General features: G+C 57.2%; 13 protein-coding genes. 7 read left to right on the top strand and 6 right to left on the bottom strand.

Features of this window, described 5'->3' with window-relative positions; genetic code table 11:
* The first annotated feature begins 355 nt into the window (after positions 1 to 355).
* The 3 genes from ACU4F7_RS18965 to ACU4F7_RS18955 all read left to right on the top strand — a co-directional run bounded on the left by ACU4F7_RS18965 (position 356) and on the right by ACU4F7_RS18955 (position 5011).
* Complete coding sequence (locus tag ACU4F7_RS18965; protein WP_481637560.1) at positions 356 to 1249, top strand: diguanylate cyclase; 894 nt, start codon at positions 356 to 358, stop codon at positions 1247 to 1249.
* A 208-nt stretch (positions 1250 to 1457) separates the two neighbouring features.
* On the top strand, positions 1458 to 2990 hold the full coding sequence (locus ACU4F7_RS18960; RefSeq protein WP_481637559.1) for a methyl-accepting chemotaxis protein: 1533 nt from the start codon (positions 1458 to 1460) through the stop codon (positions 2988 to 2990).
* 470 nt (positions 2991 to 3460) lie between these two features.
* Positions 3461 to 5011, top strand: coding sequence for a methyl-accepting chemotaxis protein (locus ACU4F7_RS18955; RefSeq protein WP_029590388.1), 1551 nt, complete (start codon positions 3461 to 3463; stop codon positions 5009 to 5011).
* Between the two features lie 73 nt (positions 5012 to 5084).
* Here the strand turns inward: ACU4F7_RS18955 and ACU4F7_RS18950 are convergent, their stop codons facing one another.
* A complete protein-coding gene (locus ACU4F7_RS18950) occupies positions 5085 to 5648 on the bottom strand; it encodes a PadR family transcriptional regulator (RefSeq protein WP_029590389.1) in 564 nt (187 codons plus the stop codon).
* A gap of 261 nt (positions 5649 to 5909) precedes the next feature.
* Between ACU4F7_RS18950 and ACU4F7_RS18945 the strand changes: the two genes are divergently transcribed.
* Positions 5910 to 6677, top strand: coding sequence for a siderophore-interacting protein (locus ACU4F7_RS18945; protein WP_029590390.1), 768 nt, complete (start codon positions 5910 to 5912; stop codon positions 6675 to 6677).
* Between the two features lie 116 nt (positions 6678 to 6793).
* The gene (locus tag ACU4F7_RS18940; RefSeq protein ID WP_029590391.1) at positions 6794 to 8962 is read left to right on the top strand and encodes a YgiQ family radical SAM protein; all 2169 of its coding nucleotides are present in this window, start codon (positions 6794 to 6796) and stop codon (positions 8960 to 8962) included.
* 34 nt (positions 8963 to 8996) lie between these two features.
* Here ACU4F7_RS18940 and ACU4F7_RS18935 read toward each other — a convergent pair whose 3' ends face one another.
* The gene (locus tag ACU4F7_RS18935) at positions 8997 to 10451 is read right to left on the bottom strand and encodes a DASS family sodium-coupled anion symporter (protein ID WP_481637558.1); all 1455 of its coding nucleotides are present in this window, start codon (positions 10449 to 10451) and stop codon (positions 8997 to 8999) included.
* Positions 10452 to 10722: 271 nt separating this feature from the next.
* Here ACU4F7_RS18935 and ACU4F7_RS18930 point away from each other — a divergent pair, with 271 nt between their 5' ends.
* Positions 10723 to 11109 carry a hypothetical protein gene (locus ACU4F7_RS18930; protein ID WP_481637557.1) on the top strand — a complete coding sequence of 129 codons (387 nt, stop codon included), beginning with the start codon at positions 10723 to 10725 and terminating at the stop codon, positions 11107 to 11109.
* 53 nt (positions 11110 to 11162) lie between these two features.
* On the opposite strand, the gene dkgA is transcribed toward ACU4F7_RS18930, so the two are convergent.
* The gene (gene dkgA, locus ACU4F7_RS18925) at positions 11163 to 11990 is read right to left on the bottom strand and encodes a 2,5-didehydrogluconate reductase DkgA (protein ID WP_029590394.1); all 828 of its coding nucleotides are present in this window, start codon (positions 11988 to 11990) and stop codon (positions 11163 to 11165) included.
* A 104-nt stretch (positions 11991 to 12094) separates the two neighbouring features.
* Entirely contained in the window at positions 12095 to 13258 is a 1164-nt protein-coding gene (gene yqhD, locus ACU4F7_RS18920; RefSeq protein ID WP_481637556.1) for an alcohol dehydrogenase, read from the bottom strand.
* Between the two features lie 194 nt (positions 13259 to 13452).
* On the opposite strand from yqhD, the gene ACU4F7_RS18915 reads away from it, so the two are divergent.
* Positions 13453 to 14367 (top strand): AraC family transcriptional regulator, encoded by a 915-nt coding sequence (locus ACU4F7_RS18915; protein WP_481637555.1) that lies wholly within the window; start codon positions 13453 to 13455, stop codon positions 14365 to 14367.
* A gap of 34 nt (positions 14368 to 14401) precedes the next feature.
* Here the strand turns inward: ACU4F7_RS18915 and yghB are convergent, their stop codons facing one another.
* Positions 14402 to 15055: a DedA family general envelope maintenance protein YghB gene (gene yghB, locus ACU4F7_RS18910; RefSeq protein WP_024556878.1), complete on the bottom strand. Its 654-nt coding sequence runs from the start codon at positions 15053 to 15055 to the stop codon at positions 14402 to 14404.
* A 124-nt stretch (positions 15056 to 15179) separates the two neighbouring features.
* A complete protein-coding gene (metC, locus tag ACU4F7_RS18905; RefSeq protein ID WP_481637554.1) occupies positions 15180 to 16367 on the bottom strand; it encodes a cystathionine beta-lyase in 1188 nt (395 codons plus the stop codon).
* Positions 16368 to 16408: the final 41 nt, after the last annotated feature.

The raw sequence follows: 16408 nt of genomic DNA, 5'->3' as shown, positions 1-16408 counted from the left end.
TTAACAAAAATCGGGATAAAAGCCAGGCGACTTCGTGAAAGCGCGAAACTAAATCGTCCCCATAAGCGATAAGCGAGCGTTAATGCTGCCCTTTGATTGACGAGGCGGCAGGAAAGCGTGGCGCGGGCGCATCATAAAAGCGCAGACTGCGCCAGGATGGTGCGTAATAACGCAGCGCGGCAAAATATATTCACATGCTGAATATTTGATATTAAATTTAATGACTCCGTGAATTAATTATACTGAAAATTGATTTCGTATATTTTCATCCCTGTCTGGTGTTAGATGCGTTATTCTTTCCCTCTTCTTTATTTAATTAATACGCAGCGCTGTTAAAAAACGGTGTGATGAAACGATGAATATTGCCGATTTGGATATCGCTTTAATTGAATTAAGCACAGCGCAGAAAGCGCATTTTCAGTGGCTTGGAAAATTGCTGGAGCTTAGTCTGCTGGGCGGCGAGCCGGATGCAGAGCTCACCCATCCCCATGCGCATGAGCTATGCCGCTTTAGCCACTGGCTGCGTCATGACCAGAACCGGCAGGCGCAGCACAGCGGCTACGTTTTTAACATCGAGTCTGCCCATAAAGCGATGCATGACCGCGCCCGCGAACTGATGCTGGCTATCCATCAGCAGGCGGTTACCGCCAGCCTGCTGCGCCGTTTTCATCAGGCCCAGCAGGAATTTATGGGCCATATTGATAAATACCGTGAATGCTTGCTGGTGTTTCGCAATATGCACGACACCTTAACCGGCCTGCCGCTGCGCCATTTGCTTTATCAGGATTTTGATTTTATTCGCACCCGCTGTGAAAAAAATCATCGGGCGTTATGGCTGCTTATGATGGATATCGATCGTTTTAAAACTATTAATGACAGCTGGGGACATAACGCCGGCGACGATGTATTACGCAGCGTGGCGGCAACATTTAAAACGTGCGCGCGGGAGAATGAGCGTATTTATCGTTTCGGCGGCGAGGAGTTTATTATGCTGCTGGAAGTCACTGGTGAAATAGAAGCGCAGCAGGCGGGCGTGCGTATTTGCGATTATCTTTCACGCCATCCCATCATTATTAAAGAGCACGCCATAACGGTGACGGTAACGGGGGGAATAACGCAGGTAGAAAGTAATGAAACGTTACATCAGGCCATCGGCCGCGCCGACAAAGCGATGTATTTTGGCAAAAATAATGGACGCAACCAGTGCGTGATGATTCGCCAGAATGGGGAGATGAGGCGGCTTGCGTAAACGAAATGCGGCACAGTTAACCGGCAATAATTACTAACCTAAATAATATCGCTAAGGGATTATCTGGCTAATCCTCATGAAAAATGTGGCTGATAGCACAAATTGCGACCTGCAGCGGCCTTTATCGTTAAAGTAAATTTACGTCGCGCCGACATTACAAGGCAGAAAAATATATTAACAATTGGATAACCTGCCTAAGGAAGCTGCTATGCCTTCACAGCCCTCCGTCACCCAGCGTGAGCTGACGCTGGATGACAATACCACCCTCATGTCCACCACCGATCTGCAAAGCTATATTACCCACGCTAACGATACCTTTGTGCAGGTGAGCGGCTACACGCTGCATGAACTGACCGGCAGCCCGCATAACCTGGTTCGCCATCCCGATATGCCGAAAGCGGCGTTCGCCGACATGTGGTACACGCTCAAACAGGGCGAGCCCTGGACCGGCATCGTGAAAAACCGCTGCAAAAATGGCGATCACTACTGGGTGCGCGCGAATGCGGTGCCGGTTGTGCGTAACGGGAAAACCACCGGCTATATGTCTATCCGCACGAAAGCTACGCCGGAGGAGATTGCCGCGGTCACGCCTTTATATAAAGCCTTAAACGAAGGCAAAACGAACCGCCGTCTTTTTAAAGGGCTGGTGCTGCGGAAAGGCTGGCTCGGCAAACTGCCGACGCTGCCGCTGCGCTGGCGCGTGCGCGGCGTGATGAGCGCCATCTTCCTGGCGTGGCTTGCCGCGATGCTGCTCGCCGGGCAGAGCGGCGGCGGCCTGCTGCTCTCCGGCATTGTCTGCGCGCTCGTGATGACGCTCGGCTGCGCCGCGTTTGAGTGGCAGATTGTCCGTCCGGTAAGCAACGTGGCGCGTCAGGCGCTGAGCGTGGCGACCGGCGAACGACAGAGCATCGACCAGCTTAACCGCGCCGACGAGATTGGCGTGACGCTGCGCGCCGTCGGGCAGCTTGGCCTGATGTGCCGCTGGCTGATTAACGACGTTTCAAGCCAGGTGATAAACGTGCGCAGCGGCAGTGAAACGCTGGCGCGCGGTAATGATGATTTAAACGAGCGCACCCGCCAGACGGTGGTCAACGTGCAGCAGACTGTCGCCACCATGAACCAGATGGCGGCCTCGGTGCAGAGCAACTCCGAAACGGCGGTCGCGGCGGATAAACTCTCCAGCGCCGCAAGCGAAGCGGCCCGTCACGGCGGCCAGGCGATGGAAACGGTGGTCAGCACCATGGACGAGATTGCCGACAGCACCCAGCGTATTGGTTCTATCACGTCGCTTATCAACGATATCGCTTTCCAGACCAATATCCTCGCCCTGAACGCGGCGGTGGAAGCGGCGAGGGCGGGCGAGCAGGGCAAAGGGTTTGCGGTGGTGGCAGGAGAAGTGCGCCATCTGGCGAGCCGCAGCGCCAACGCCGCCAATGACATTCGCAAACTGATTGAGGCGAGCGCCAGCAAGGTGGAGTCAGGCGCGGTGCAGGTGCACGCCGCAGGCCGCACGATGCAGGATATTGTCAATCAGGTGCAGAACGTCACGCAGCTTATCGGCCAGATAAGCCAGGCGACCTCCGAGCAGGCGGGCGGCCTTGCCGATCTCACCCGCGCCGTCACCGAGCTGGACGCCATTACCCAGAAAAACGCCGGGCTGGTGGAGGAGAGCGCGCAGGTTTCCGCGATGGTTAAACACCGCGCCACCCGTCTGGAAGATGCCGTAACCGTACTGCACTGATCCTGTCGCAACGTTCCCCCGGGCGGCGCTCCGTCGCCCTTATTTTCTTTTCATCTTCTCTCATCGTTGCCGCTATTTCATACAACCGCGCGCTTAATTGTGAATATACTATTTTTGTTTTGTTAATAATTTATTAATTAAAACGGAAGCGTCGAAAAAATAAGCGTGACGACGCATCAGAAATAATAAACAGACTCTCTTTAAGTCCGGCTAATTAATACTTAAATAACCCTTCATTGATTAGACAAATAGAGAAAGCGGTCGATCAATAACCAAAAATTAATAGTTTACATCTATCAAAGCGAAGCGGTAAGCAAGAAAAAAACGATCAAAAAGGTAAAGTCAGGCGCGATGTTACCGATAAACCTTCTGTCGCTCCCCTCGTTCGGTGAACTGCCGCCTCTCTGACTGCATGTCTTATGCGGCATTCCCGTTCCGTCAGCTTAATTAACCCGCTTAACGGAGAAAATATGTCTTTCCGCGATGTAAAAATAAGCACGAAATTAATACTAGCCTTCGCTTTCTTTATTATCCTGCTGATTGTGAGCGCCTCTCTTTCAATGCTGAGCCTCAGTCAGGCGAATAATAATATTCAGGGCATCGTTAATAAGGATTATCCCGCCACGGTAAAAGCCAACCAGCTAATTGAAACCTTCCAGAGTTTCGTCAGCACCCAACAGCTGATGCTGCTTGATGAAAACCGCCGCTGGGCGCAGGATTCGGAAAAGCAGCTTAACGCGCTGAGCGCCCGCATTAGCGCACTGCTTGCCGACCTGCAAAAGAGCCTGCCGGATGAAGCCTCGCAACGCGCGCTGGCGCAAATCCGCGAGATTCGCCAGCAATATATCGATTCCCGCATGCGCATCCTGACCGCCATACAGAACAACAACCGCGACGCGGCGCTGGCGGAGATGATGTCCACCACGCTGAACCTGCAAATAAGCTACAAAGAGAAAGTGCAGGCGCTGATCGCCATTCAGAACCAGAACATGGCTGATGCGGGCAAGCATGTCGCGAAGAGCTATAGCAATAACCGCGCCATGCTGATTGCCCTGGCGCTGCTCTCCGTCGTGCTCGGCACGGCTATCGCTGCGCTTATCATTCGCGCCATCACCGCGCCGCTCGGCCAGGCGGTAAGCTTTGCCGAAGCCATTGCCGAGGGGGATTTAACCCGCAACGTGGAAACCGGACGCCGTGATGAAACCGGGCTGCTGCTGAGCGCCCTGATGGAGATGAAAACGCGCCTGCAGGCGATTGTCGAAGAGGTGCAGAACGGCGCGGAAACCATCTCGTCCGCCGCTTCGCAGATTGTCGCCGGCAACCAGGACCTGGCGGCGCGCACCGAAGAGCAGGCAAGCTCGGTGGAAGAGACCGCCGCGTCCATGGAGCAGATGACGTCAACCATTAAAAACACCTACGACAACACCAGCGTCGCCACGCAGCTGTCGACCGAGGCCGCTAACACGGTGAAAAATAATGGTCAGATGATGCGTCAGGTTACCGATAAGATGCGCCTGATTAACGAAACGTCGAACCGGATGTCGGAAATTATCAACCTGATCGACGCCATTGCTTTTCAGACGAATATCCTGGCGTTGAACGCAGCGGTAGAGGCGGCGCGCGCCGGCGAACATGGCCGCGGGTTTGCGGTTGTCGCAGGCGAAGTGCGCCAGCTGGCGCAGAAAAGCGCGGCTTCGGCGAGTGAGATTCGCACGCTGATTGAAAACTCCACCAACCAGACGCGCGAAGGAATGGGGCTGGTCGAGCAGGCGAGCGGGTTGATTAACGGCATGGTGACGAACGTGGAAGAGATGAACCACATCCTGCATGAAATCGCCCAGGCGAGCCGCGAACAGACCGACGGCATTACGCAAATCAACACCGCTATCGGCATGATTGATACCACCACCCAGCAGAACTCAAGCCTGGTGGAGGAGTCGGTCGCCGCCGCCGCATCGCTCAGCGATCAGGCGAATCAGCTCAAAACGCTGGTGAAAGTGTTCCGCCTGCGCGAGGCGTAAAAGCGAGGCAAAACGCCGCCGTAGGTGTAATGGCGCGGCGGCGTAACGCATCAAAGGGCGGTGAACCCGCCCTTTAATCGAGCTGCGAAATCTCCAGCGCCGCTTTATCGATTATCCCGACAATCTTTTTCAGCAGCGCGGGTTCGATGGGCGCCTGGTTTACTTTTAAATCCAGCACCGCCTTGAGATTCTCCAGCGCTCGCTTCATCTCCGGGTTTTTACGCAGCTCGTGGCCGATAATGCGCGCCTTTACGCGGGCGTGGATGTGCGCCAGATGGTCGCTGTTTTCTTCAAGCCAGGCAGTGCCCGCTTCGGTGATAACAATCTTCTTGCGTCCGCTTTCCTCTTCGCTCAGCGAGATAAACTGCTGGTCTTGCAGGAAATCGAGCGTCGGGTAGATAACGCCCGGGCTGGGCGTATAGTTGCCGCCGGTCAGCGCTTCTATCTCTTTGATTAACTCATAACCGTGGCTGGCGCCGCGGGTCAGAATGTCCAGCATCACCAGGCGCAGTTCGCCGTGGCCGAAAAAGCGCGGGCGGCGCGCGTGGCCCTCTTCATGATGGCCATGTCCGTGACGGTTGCGGCGCATGCCGTGCGCGTCGCTATGGAGATCGTGGTAACGGTGAAAGTGTCGCATGGTCGTCTGCTCTCGCGATATTTAGATATATCTATATATATCGAATAGTAATACTTTTGCAAAGCGCAAGCGGTAAAGAAAAATCATGATTCATTCAATCTATTGATTATTAAATATTTTATTCGGAGCGTTGTCATTCTGTGCCGCAGCGCCTGAATGCTATCTAAAAAAACTTGCATTAACGCTTAATAGCAACCATTATCATTTACGAAAATTTTAGATATATCGTAAACTCTTTACCTTCACACTGGCAGGTTGAACATGACTCAGGTCACTACTTATCCGCAGCGCGTGCGCAACGAGCTGCGTTTTCGCGAGTTAACCGTGCTCAGCAGCGAGCGCGTGAGCGGCTTTCAGCGCATTGTCTTCGGCGGCGAGTCGCTGACGGGGTTTACCTCCCGCGGCTTTGACGACCATATCAAACTCTTTTTCCCGACGCCGGGAACGGACTTTGTTCCGCCTCAGGTGACGGACGAGGGCATCGTCTGGCCTGACGACGTGCGCCCGCCGTCGCGCGACTACACGCCGCTCTTCAACGCCGCGCGTCAGGAACTGACCATTGATTTCTACGTGCACGAGGCTGGCGCGGCCAGCGACTGGGCGGTCAACGCGAAGCCTGGCGACACGCTCTGCATTGGCGGCCCGCGCGGCTCGCTGGTGGTGCCGGAAGATTACGGCTGGCAGCTCTATGTCTGCGATGAGTCCGGCATGCCGGCGCTGCGCCGCCGCCTGGAAACGCTGAGCGCGCTGAACAAGGCGGTGAAGGTGAAAGCCCTTGTCACTATCCGCGATGAAGCGCTGAAAGGTTACCTGGCGCATCTGGCGCAGTTTGATATCGAATGGCTTGTCGGCCACAACGAGCAGGCGGTGGCGGAAAGGCTGGCGGCGCTGAAGCTGCCGCAGCAGGATTATTTCCTCTGGATAACCGGCGAGGGCAAAGTGGTCAAGCGCCTTTGCGAGCCGTTTGAAGGCAGAGTGGACGCCCGGTTGCTGCGCGCGCAGGCCTACTGGCACAGCAAAAACGAGTAATGTCACAGCGGGAAAGAGCCGCACGCTTTTTCCCGTGAATATCCCTTCTTTTTTTGCCGCTTCCGGACGTATAATCGCCGCCCTTTGCTAATTTTTGACCACTTCCCGGAAGCACTATGAGTTCCCTTAGCCTCATCCAACCCGACCGCGATCTTTTTTCCTGGCCTCAATACTGGGCTGCCTGCTTTGGTCCGGCGCCGTTTTTACCCATGTCGCGTGAAGAGATGGATCAACTTGGCTGGGACAGCTGCGACATTATCCTGGTGACGGGCGACGCCTACGTCGACCATCCAAGCTTCGGCATGGCTATCTGCGGCCGCATGCTGGAGGCGCAGGGCTTTCGCGTGGGCATCATCGCCCAGCCGGACTGGTCCAGCAAAGAAGAGTTCATGCGTCTTGGCAAGCCGAACCTCTTTTTCGGCGTCACCGCCGGCAATATGGATTCGATGATCAACCGCTACACCGCCGACCGTAAGCTGCGCCACGATGACGCCTACACCCCGGATAACGAAGCGGGCAAGCGTCCCGACCGCGCCACGCTGGTCTATACCCAGCGCTGTAAAGAAGCCTGGCGCGACGTGCCGGTTATCCTGGGTGGCATCGAGGCGAGCCTGCGCCGCACCGCGCATTATGATTACTGGTCCGACACGGTGCGCCGCTCGGTGCTGGTGGATTCCAAAGCGGATATGCTGATTTTCGGCAACGGCGAGCGCCCGCTGGTGGAAGTAGCGCACCGCCTGGCGGCGGGAGAGGCGGTGAGCGAAATTCGCGACGTGCGTAACACCGCCATCATCCTGAAAGAGGCGCTGCCGGGCTGGGCAGGCGTTGATTCCACCCGCCTCGACACGCCAGGGCGCATCGATCCTATCCCGCATCCTTATGGCGAAGATTTACCCTGCGCGGATAAAGGCAAACCGGCGGTGCAAAAGCAGGAGGCGAAAGCGGTAGTCGTACAGCCGCCGCGCCCGAAGCCGTGGGAGAAAACCTACGTGCTGCTGCCGTCGTTCGAAAAAGTCAAAGCGGACAAGGTGCTTTACGCTCACGCTTCGCGCATTCTGCACCATGAGACAAACCCTGGCTGCGCCCGCGCGCTGATGCAAAAGCACGGCGACCGCTATATCTGGATAAACCCGCCCGCTATCCCGCTCTCCACCGAAGAGATGGACAGCGTCTTTGCGCTGCCTTACCAGCGCGTGCCGCATCCGGCCTACGGTAAAAAGCGCATCCCGGCGTATGAGATGATCCGCTTTTCTGTGAACATCATGCGCGGCTGCTTCGGCGGCTGTTCGTTCTGCTCTATCACCGAGCATGAAGGACGCATTATCCAGAGCCGCTCGGAAGAGTCGATAATCAACGAGATTGAAGCCATTCGCGACTCGGTGCCGGGCTTTACCGGCGTTATCTCCGATCTTGGCGGCCCGACGGCCAATATGTATATGCTGCGCTGCAAATCGCCGCGCGCCGAGCAGACCTGCCGCCGTCTGTCGTGCGTTTATCCCGATATCTGCCCGCACATGGATACCGACCATACGCCGACGATCAACCTCTATCGGCGCGCCCGCGATCTGAAAGGCATCAAGAAGATCCTGATCGCCTCCGGGGTGCGTTACGATCTGGCGGTGGAAGATCCGCGTTACGTGAAGGAGCTGGCGACCCACCATGTCGGCGGCTACCTGAAGATTGCGCCGGAGCACACTGAAGAAGGCCCGCTTTCTAAAATGATGAAGCCGGGAATGGGCAGCTACGATCGCTTCAAAGAGCTGTTCGACACCTATTCAAAGCAGGCGGGGAAAGAGCAGTACCTGATCCCGTATTTTATCTCCGCGCACCCCGGCACGCGGGATGAAGACATGGTGAACCTGGCGCTGTGGCTCAAGCAGCGCCGTTTCCGTCTCGATCAGGTGCAGAACTTCTATCCTTCGCCGCTCGCCAACTCCACCACCATGTATTACACCGGCAAGAACCCGCTGGGGAAAATTGGCTACAAGAGCGAAGAGGTGGTGGTGCCGCGCGGCGACCGCCAGCGCCGTCTGCATAAAGCGCTGCTGCGTTATCACGATCCGGCCAACTGGCCGCTTATCCGCGAAGCGCTGGAGGCGATGGGCAAGAAGCATTTAATCGGTTCGCGCCGCGACTGCCTGGTACCCGCGCCTACGCTTGATGAAATGCGCGAAGCGAAGCGCCAGAACCGCAACACCCGGCCTGCGCTGACGAAGCACACGCCGATGGCTATCCAGCGCCAGAAGCCAGCAGTGAAGAAAGCGCGCCGCGATAAAGCGCAGTAATAAAAACCCCGCTCCGGCGGGGTTTTTTGTGGGTTTAATACAGCCCGAACAGCTTCCACCAGGCAAGGCCGAGCGTCAGGAAAATCGCCTGGTTAACGAGGCTGATGATAAATCCGGTGCGCCACCAGACGCCGGTCGGCACATAGCCCGCGCCGAACAGGATCGGGCCGCGGGCATGGGTGTACTGGGTAAGCGAGCAGTAAAGGCTGCTGGTGAAGGCGAGCATCAGCGCCATCGGCGCCGGCGGGATGTTCAGGTTCAGCCCCACCCCGAGGAACACCGCATACAGCGCGGCGATTTGCGCGTTGCCGCTGGCGAAAAAGTAGTGCGTGTAGAAATAGGCGGCGTTCAACAACAGCAGCACCAGCACCCAACTGGTGCCCTGCATCATGTGACCGATGCTGTCGCCAATCAGGTTGCCAAACCAGCTGGTGAAGCCGAGCTTTTTCAGTTGGTTCGCCATCATCAGCAGCGCGGCGAACCAGATAAGCGTATCCCACGCGCCTTTTTCGCTTTTCACATCCTCCCAGCTCAGCACGCCTGAGAGCAGCAACACCGACAGCCCGACAAACGACGCCGTGGTCGGGTCCACGCCGAGCTGTCCGCCAAAGATCCAGAGCACCAGCAGCACGACGACGGTGGCGAGCATCAGCCATTCGCCGCGGGCCATCGGCCCCATCTGCGCCAGCTCACTCCGGGCGATGCGGGGCGCATCCGGCGTATGGGTGATTTCCGGGCGGGTGAGCCAGTAAACCAGCAGCGGCGCCAGAATCAGCGACGCCAGGCAGGGCAGGAGCGCGGCAATAAACCAGCCGCCCCAGCTTATGGTCACGCCCGCATTGGCGGCGAGCTTCACCGCCAGCAGGTTGCCGGTATAGCCGGTCATAAACAGCGCGGCGGTGACGTCGTTCACGTTGCCGATGCAGGTGATAAGAAAGGTGCCGATTTTTTTACGCGACTCATCCTCCGGGCGGGAGTCGAAGCTGCGCGCCAGCGAGTCGGCGATAGGATAAATCACGCCGCCGCAGCGCGCCGTATTGCTTGGCATGGCAGGCGAGAGGATGAGATCGGCGAAGGCGAGGCCGTAGGCCAGACCCAGCGTGCGCTTGCCGAGCAGGCGTATCATTTGCAGGGCGATGCGCCGCCCGAGGCCGGTTTTAATAAAGCCGCGGGCAATCATAAACGCCACCACGATAAGCCAGATAAGCGAACTGTTCAGGTCGCTTAGCGCCGTGGCGATGGCGTCGCTGGCTTTGCTGTCGCCTGCGGCATAGGTCAGCGCGAACACGGTTATGCCGATAATGCCGACGGCGCCTATCGGCAGCACTTTAGCGACAATGGCGGCGATGGTGCCGACAAAAATAATGGCCGAGTGCCAGGCCGGCGCGCTGAGTCCTTCCGGCGGCGTTACCCGCCAGAGGACGGCGACACAGAACGTAATGATGATTAACGGCAGCCAGCGTACGCCAGCCGGTGATGAGTGAGCCACAATCGTACCCCTATTCATGCAAATTATTGGAAAGTGTTTAAAAATTCATTTATTAAATAAGTTCTTGTTTAAACAAGGCTTTTCAATTGTGCGCCGCATCACTTTCCAAATACACACTTATTTTGTGGTTTAAGAAGATGGCTATTGAGAAGGGGAGGAGGGCTAACCGTTTGTCATTGCTCTGCTTTCGGGATTAAGCCTTTTTTATGATGGTCAAAATTTCGCCAGCTTATAGAAATAGAGATATGTTGAACGGTTCCGGGCGAAACAAATGTACCTTTCATGGTGGTTAATCGCGCCGCTGCTGCTGGCGGTGGTAGTGCTGTTTAAAATGGTCTCCCGGCTTTCGCGGGAGGTGGACAAACTGGAAGGGGAGCTGGAAGAGAGCAAAGGAAAAGTCGAACTCTTCCGGCAGTACGCCCATCGCTTCAAGCTGGTTAACCTGAAAATGGCGGCGGGGCTTGCGCAAATCAGAACGCTTTCCCACAACATGGCGGGCGGCGACGAGGCGGAAAAGGCGCGGCTGCTGGCGGAAATTGATGAGGCGTTGCACAGGGCGACCGAAGAGGAGCCCTTTGTGGACAGGCAGACGCTGAGCGTGCCAGCGCAAGAGGCGCCGACGGAACGAAAGCTTCAGCCTCAACAGGCGAGCAATTAACAGAAAAATAAAAAGCGCCGCCCGCGCATAACGGGCGGCGCTTTTTGCTGCGCTTAACCGCCGAACTGATCCGGGTCCGGCCCCAGCCGCGTGCCTTTATCCAGCTTCGCAATCTCGCCCAGTTCATCTTTATCGAGGCGGAAATCCCAGACGTTGAAGTTTTCCACGATGCGCGCTGGCGTGACCGATTTCGGGATAACCACCAGCCCGCTGTCGAGATGCCAGCGGATAACGATCTGCGCCGGGGTTTTACCATATTTATCCGCCAGTTCACGGATAATTTTCTGATCAAACACCCCCTGGCCGCCCTGCGCCAGCGGGCTCCAGGATTCGGTCTGGATCTTATGGGTGGCGTTCCAGGCATTCAGCTGGCGCTGTTGCAGCAGCGGGTGCAGCTCAATCTGGTTGATAACCGGCTTTACGCCAGTCTCGTCAATGATGCGCTGCAGGTGGCTTACCTGGAAATTACAGACGCCGATGCTTTTCGCCAGCCCTTTTTGCTGCAGTTCAATCATTCCCTGCCAGGCTTCCACATAGTGGTCGATGGCGGGAACGGGCCAGTGCATCAGATAGAGATCCACATAGTCGAGCTGGAGTTTTTCCAGGCTCTCCTGCAGGGCCTCGTGAGGACGCTGCTGATCGTCATTCCACAGCTTGGTGGTAACGAAAATCTCTTCGCGCGGCACACCTGCGCTTTTTAACGCTTTACCGACGCCTTCTTCGTTTTTATAGGCCGCTGCGGTATCAATGGAGCGATACCCCACTTCCAGCGCCTTGTGGATTGCGTTCACCACCTCTTCGTTGCCCGCTTTCCACACACCGAGGCCGAGCTGAGGCATGATTGTGCCGTCATGCAGCTTGATTACGGTCGGATTTGCCATGCATGTCTCCTTCTGAGCTAACACGCCGGGGAAGCCCCGGCGAAAGTCACGTGAGATTAAGTCTGGACGAAATAGTCAAAAACGAAAGGCCGAGGGCGAAAAGCTTAACGCGCCGCTTCGTAAATGCGACGGCTGACCTCAAGCGTAATGTCCCTGTGCTCGCCAAGCTGCGTCATGCCGTGCTCTTCAAGCTTGGCAAGCAGCGCCGGAATGGTGCTGCCATCAAGGCCCCAGGCGGAAAGGCGGGTCGGCGTGCCCATTTGCTCGAAGAAGTGACGCGTCGCGTTAATGGCGGCGTCGATGCGCGCCTCTTCGCCGCCTTCGCGGAGGTTCCAGACGCGTTCGGCGTACTGCAACAGCTTCTCGCGCTTCTGCTCGCGCTTTTCGTTCAACAGCGCAGGCAGCACGACAGCGAGCGTCTGGGCGTGGTCGAGGCCATGCATGGCGGTCAGTTCATGGCCGAGCATATGGGTTGCCCAGTCCTGCGGCACGCCTGCGCCAATCAGGCCGTTCAGCGCCATGGTCGCCGCCCACATCACGTTGGCGCGCACGTCATAATTTTCCGGCTCTTTAAGCGCTTTCGGGCCTTCTTCAATCAGGGTCAGCAGCAGCCCTTCGGCGAAGCGATCCTGCACTTTCGCATTCACCGGGTAGGTCAGGTACTGTTCGATGGTGTGAACAAACGCGTCCACCACGCCGTTCGCCACCTGGCGCGGCGGCAGGCTATAGGTGTAAACCGGGTCGAGAATCGCGAAGACTGGCTGCACGAAAGGCGATTTAAACGCCTGCTTGTCGCCCGTGGTGCGACGGGAGATGACCGCCCCCTGGTTAGATTCGGAGCCGGTGGCGGGCAGCGTCAACACGGAGCCCATCGGCACAGCGGCGTTGATATCGCGGCCATAAGTTTGCAGGATATGCCACGGGTCTGTCTCCGCCGGATAGCGGGCCGCCGCCGCGATAAACTTGGTGCCGTCCAGCACGGAGCCGCCGCCGACCGCCAGCAGAAACGTCACGTTTTCTTTACGCACCACTTCCACCGCTTTCATCAGCGTTTCGTAGGTTGGGTTCGGCTCGATGCCGCCGAATTCCAGCACGTCGATGCCCGCCAGCGCCTGGTAAACCTGGTCCAGCACGCCGGTCTTTTTCACGCTGCCGCCGCCCCAGGTAATCAGCACGCGGCTGCCTGCCGGGATCTGCGCGGGCAGGTCGGCGATGGCGTTTTTACCAAACAAAATACGGGTGGGTGTATGGAGATTAAAATTATTCATTAGCAGATACCCTTATCACAGGTAAAGAAGTGGCGGCGAGGCGCAGCCTGTTGGCGGTTATTGTCCGCCCCGGCGGGCCGCGCGCTCAATGCTCATTTCTGCCTTTGTCTTGCCTGTTCCTCCTGGGCTCTGGAGAAAACGGCGGTTTTTACGCACACTGTCAGCGCTGAAATAGAGAAGCGGAGCAGCGCGAAATGAATCGTCAGGCAATCTGCCAGCAGCTGGCGGAGAAAATTAAGGTATTGAAATATAAAGAGTCTATGCCGGATGGCCTGGCTTCAGAGGTGCGTTTACTCTATGGCACGGAGCCGCATCCGCGAACGCCGGTGATGTACCAGCCGGGCGTCATATTTCTCTTTTCCGGCCACAAAACGGGTTATCTCAATAACCGCGTTTTCCGCTACGACGCTAACGAGTATCTGCTGCTGACGGTGCCGCTGCCTTTTGAATGCGAAACCTTCGCCACGCCGCAGGCGCCGCTTGCCGGGCTGCGCATTAACGTTGACCTTTTACAGCTGCAGGAGCTGGTGATGGAGATTGGCGAGGATGAGCGTTTTCGTCCGGCTTCGTCGTCCAGCGGCATTAATTCCGCCACCCTTTCCGACAAAATCCTCTGTGCGGCTGAACGGCTGCTGGATGTGCTTGAACATCCGCTCGACGCCCGCATTCTCGGCAAACAGATTATTCGCGAAATCCTCTACCACGTGCTGATGGGGCCGCGCGGCGGCGCGCTGCTGGCGCTGATAAGCCGCCAGACGCACTTTAGCCTGATAAGCCGCGTGCTCCGACGCATTGAATCGCAATACACCGAAACGCTTTCGGTCGATCAGCTGGCGGCGGAGGCGAACATGAGCGTGTCGGCGTTTCATCATAACTTCAAAGCGGTAACCAGCACGTCGCCGTTGCAGTACATCAAAACCTTCCGGCTTCATAAGGCGCGAATGCTGATGCTGCACGACGGTATGAAGGCGAGCGCGGCGGCGCTGCGGGTCGGATATGAAAGCGCCTCCCAGTTCAGCCGGGAGTTTAAACGCTACTTCGGCGTAACGCCGGGGGAGGATATTGCGCGGATGCGGCTGTCGCCAGGGATGGAGCTGCCGCCCCGTTAAGCAGCGCCCCGCGCGGTGAGGCGGGGCGGGAACATCAGGCGGCGCGTTTCTTCAGCACCACTATCACGGCGCTGAGCAGGCCAACGACCAGCAGCACGATGGGCAATACCATCAGGAACGTCATCACTTCGTCTTCATGGCGCTTCACGAAAGGGATCATGCTCAACGCATAGCCGAGGCTCGTTACCACGCCGACCCACAGCAGGGCGCTCAGCCAGTTGAAAAGCTGAAAACGGCGGTTGGAAAGGCCGGAGATGCCCGCCATGGTGGGCAGCAGCGTGCGCACAAACGCGAGAAAGCGGCCAATCAACAGCGCCAGCAGGCCATGGCGGTCGAACATGCAGGTGGCCCGCTGATGATATTTTTGCGGCAACTGCGCAAGCCACCCTTTCACCAGTCGCGTATTGCCCAGCCAGCGCCCCTGCACATAGCTTAGCCAGCAGCCGAGGCTGGCGGCGGAGGTGAGGATAATCATGGTGGGGACAAAGTCCATCACGCCTTTGGCTATCATCGCGCCCGCCAGCAGCAGCAGGCTGTCGCCCGGCAGGAAAGAGGCCGGCAGCAGGCCATTTTCCAGAAACAAGGTCGCAAACATCACGAACCAGACAACGCCGACAATATGCGGGTCCGCCAGCGCGGCAAAATCGTGTTGCCAGAGCGCAGCGATAATATTTTGTATAACAGCCATGAATAATCCTGTGGAACAGCCTGTGTCGTCTTATTGTACTCGCAAACGCCCGCAACATCTTGATGCAGGCGTATTAAACGCCGGAAATTCCGTCAGCCTGGGTGTCCACATTCATTGAGAAATGTTATGCAATACGCTGGAAACCGGCTTCCAGATCGGCGATGAGATCGTCGACGTTTTCCAGACCTATATGCACCCGCACCAGCGTGCCGGTGAAATCCACGCCGCCTGCGGGGCGGAGCGCGGCTATCTCTTCCGGCTGGTTGGCTAGAATAAGCGATTCATAGCCTCCCCAGGAATAGGCCATGCTGAAATAGTGGAAATTGTCGAGGTAGCTCGCAAATTCCGTCTCGTTCAGGCGCTTTTTAAGAATGAATGAGAAGAGGCCGCTGCTGCCGGTAAAGTCCCGTTTCCAGAACTCATGCCCTTTGCTGCCTGGCAGCGCCGGGTGATTCACGCGCGCCACCTGCGGATGCTGCGAGAGCCATTCGGCAATTTTCAGACTGCTTTCCTCATGCTGGCGCAGACGCACGCCAAGGGTGCGCAGGCCGCGGCTGGTCATATAAGCGGTATCGGCATCCAGCATCTGGCCCATCAGATAGGCGTTTTCACGAAGCTGCGGCCAGCAGCGCTCGTTAGCCACCGCGGTGCCCACCATGCCGTCGGAGTGGCCAATCAGATACTTGGTGCCCGCCTGAATGGAGATATCAACGCCGAAGTCGAGCGCGCGGAAAAGAATGCCGGCAGCCCAGGTGTTGTCGATCATGATGATGGCTTGCGGCGCCACGCGGCGCACCGCCTCAACAATCGCAGGGACATCATGCACTTCCATGGTGATGGAGCCGGGCGATTCCAGAAACACCACGCGGGTGTTGGGCTGAATAAGCGTGGCGATATCCGCGCCAATCAGCGGGTCGAACCAGCTGGTGGCGACGCCAAGCTTGCCGAGGATTTTGGTGCAAAAATCCTGAGTGGGTTCATAGGCGCTATTGGTCAGCAGCACGTGGTCGCCTTGCTCGACAAACGCGAGGAGCGTGTTGGCGACAGCCGCCGCGCCGCAGGGAAACAGCGCGCAGCCCGCGCCGCCTTCCAGTTCGCACATCGCTTCTTGCAGGGAGAAGTGGGTGAGGGTGCCGCGACGGCCATAGAAAAGCTCGCCCTTAGCGCGGTTCGCGGTAGCGTGCTTTTTGGCTTCCACGCTCTCAAAAACCAGCGATGAGGCGCGCTGGATAACGCTGTTTACCGATCCCTGCGTGTAACGCTTACCGCGCCCGGCGTTTATCAGCGTCGTCTCGATGTGCTTTTCTGTCATGTGGCTTACCCTGTTTATACGTCTGGATGTCTAAACATACG

The organism is Franconibacter pulveris (assembly GCF_056780215.1).
This window is presented reverse-complemented; position numbering and strand designations above follow the sequence as displayed.

Excerpts from the sequence above, each read along its gene's own strand:
- metC (WP_481637554.1), bottom strand. The coding sequence starts at position 16,367 with ATGACAGAAAAGCACATCGAGACGACGCTGATAAACGCCGGGCGCGGT.
- yghB (WP_024556878.1), bottom strand. The coding sequence starts at position 15,055 with ATGGCTGTTATACAAAATATTATCGCTGCGCTCTGGCAACACGATTTT.
- yqhD (WP_481637556.1), bottom strand. The coding sequence starts at position 13,258 with ATGAATAATTTTAATCTCCATACACCCACCCGTATTTTGTTTGGTAAA.
- ACU4F7_RS18955 (WP_029590388.1), top strand. The coding sequence starts at position 3,461 with ATGTCTTTCCGCGATGTAAAAATAAGCACGAAATTAATACTAGCCTTC.
- ACU4F7_RS18930 (WP_481637557.1), top strand. The coding sequence starts at position 10,723 with ATGTACCTTTCATGGTGGTTAATCGCGCCGCTGCTGCTGGCGGTGGTA.
- ACU4F7_RS18945 (WP_029590390.1), top strand. The coding sequence starts at position 5,910 with ATGACTCAGGTCACTACTTATCCGCAGCGCGTGCGCAACGAGCTGCGT.
- ACU4F7_RS18965 (WP_481637560.1), top strand. The coding sequence starts at position 356 with ATGAATATTGCCGATTTGGATATCGCTTTAATTGAATTAAGCACAGCG.
- ACU4F7_RS18960 (WP_481637559.1), top strand. The coding sequence starts at position 1,458 with ATGCCTTCACAGCCCTCCGTCACCCAGCGTGAGCTGACGCTGGATGAC.
- dkgA (WP_029590394.1), bottom strand. The coding sequence starts at position 11,990 with ATGGCAAATCCGACCGTAATCAAGCTGCATGACGGCACAATCATGCCT.
- ACU4F7_RS18950 (WP_029590389.1), bottom strand. The coding sequence starts at position 5,648 with ATGCGACACTTTCACCGTTACCACGATCTCCATAGCGACGCGCACGGC.
- ACU4F7_RS18915 (WP_481637555.1), top strand. The coding sequence starts at position 13,453 with ATGAATCGTCAGGCAATCTGCCAGCAGCTGGCGGAGAAAATTAAGGTA.
- ACU4F7_RS18940 (WP_029590391.1), top strand. The coding sequence starts at position 6,794 with ATGAGTTCCCTTAGCCTCATCCAACCCGACCGCGATCTTTTTTCCTGG.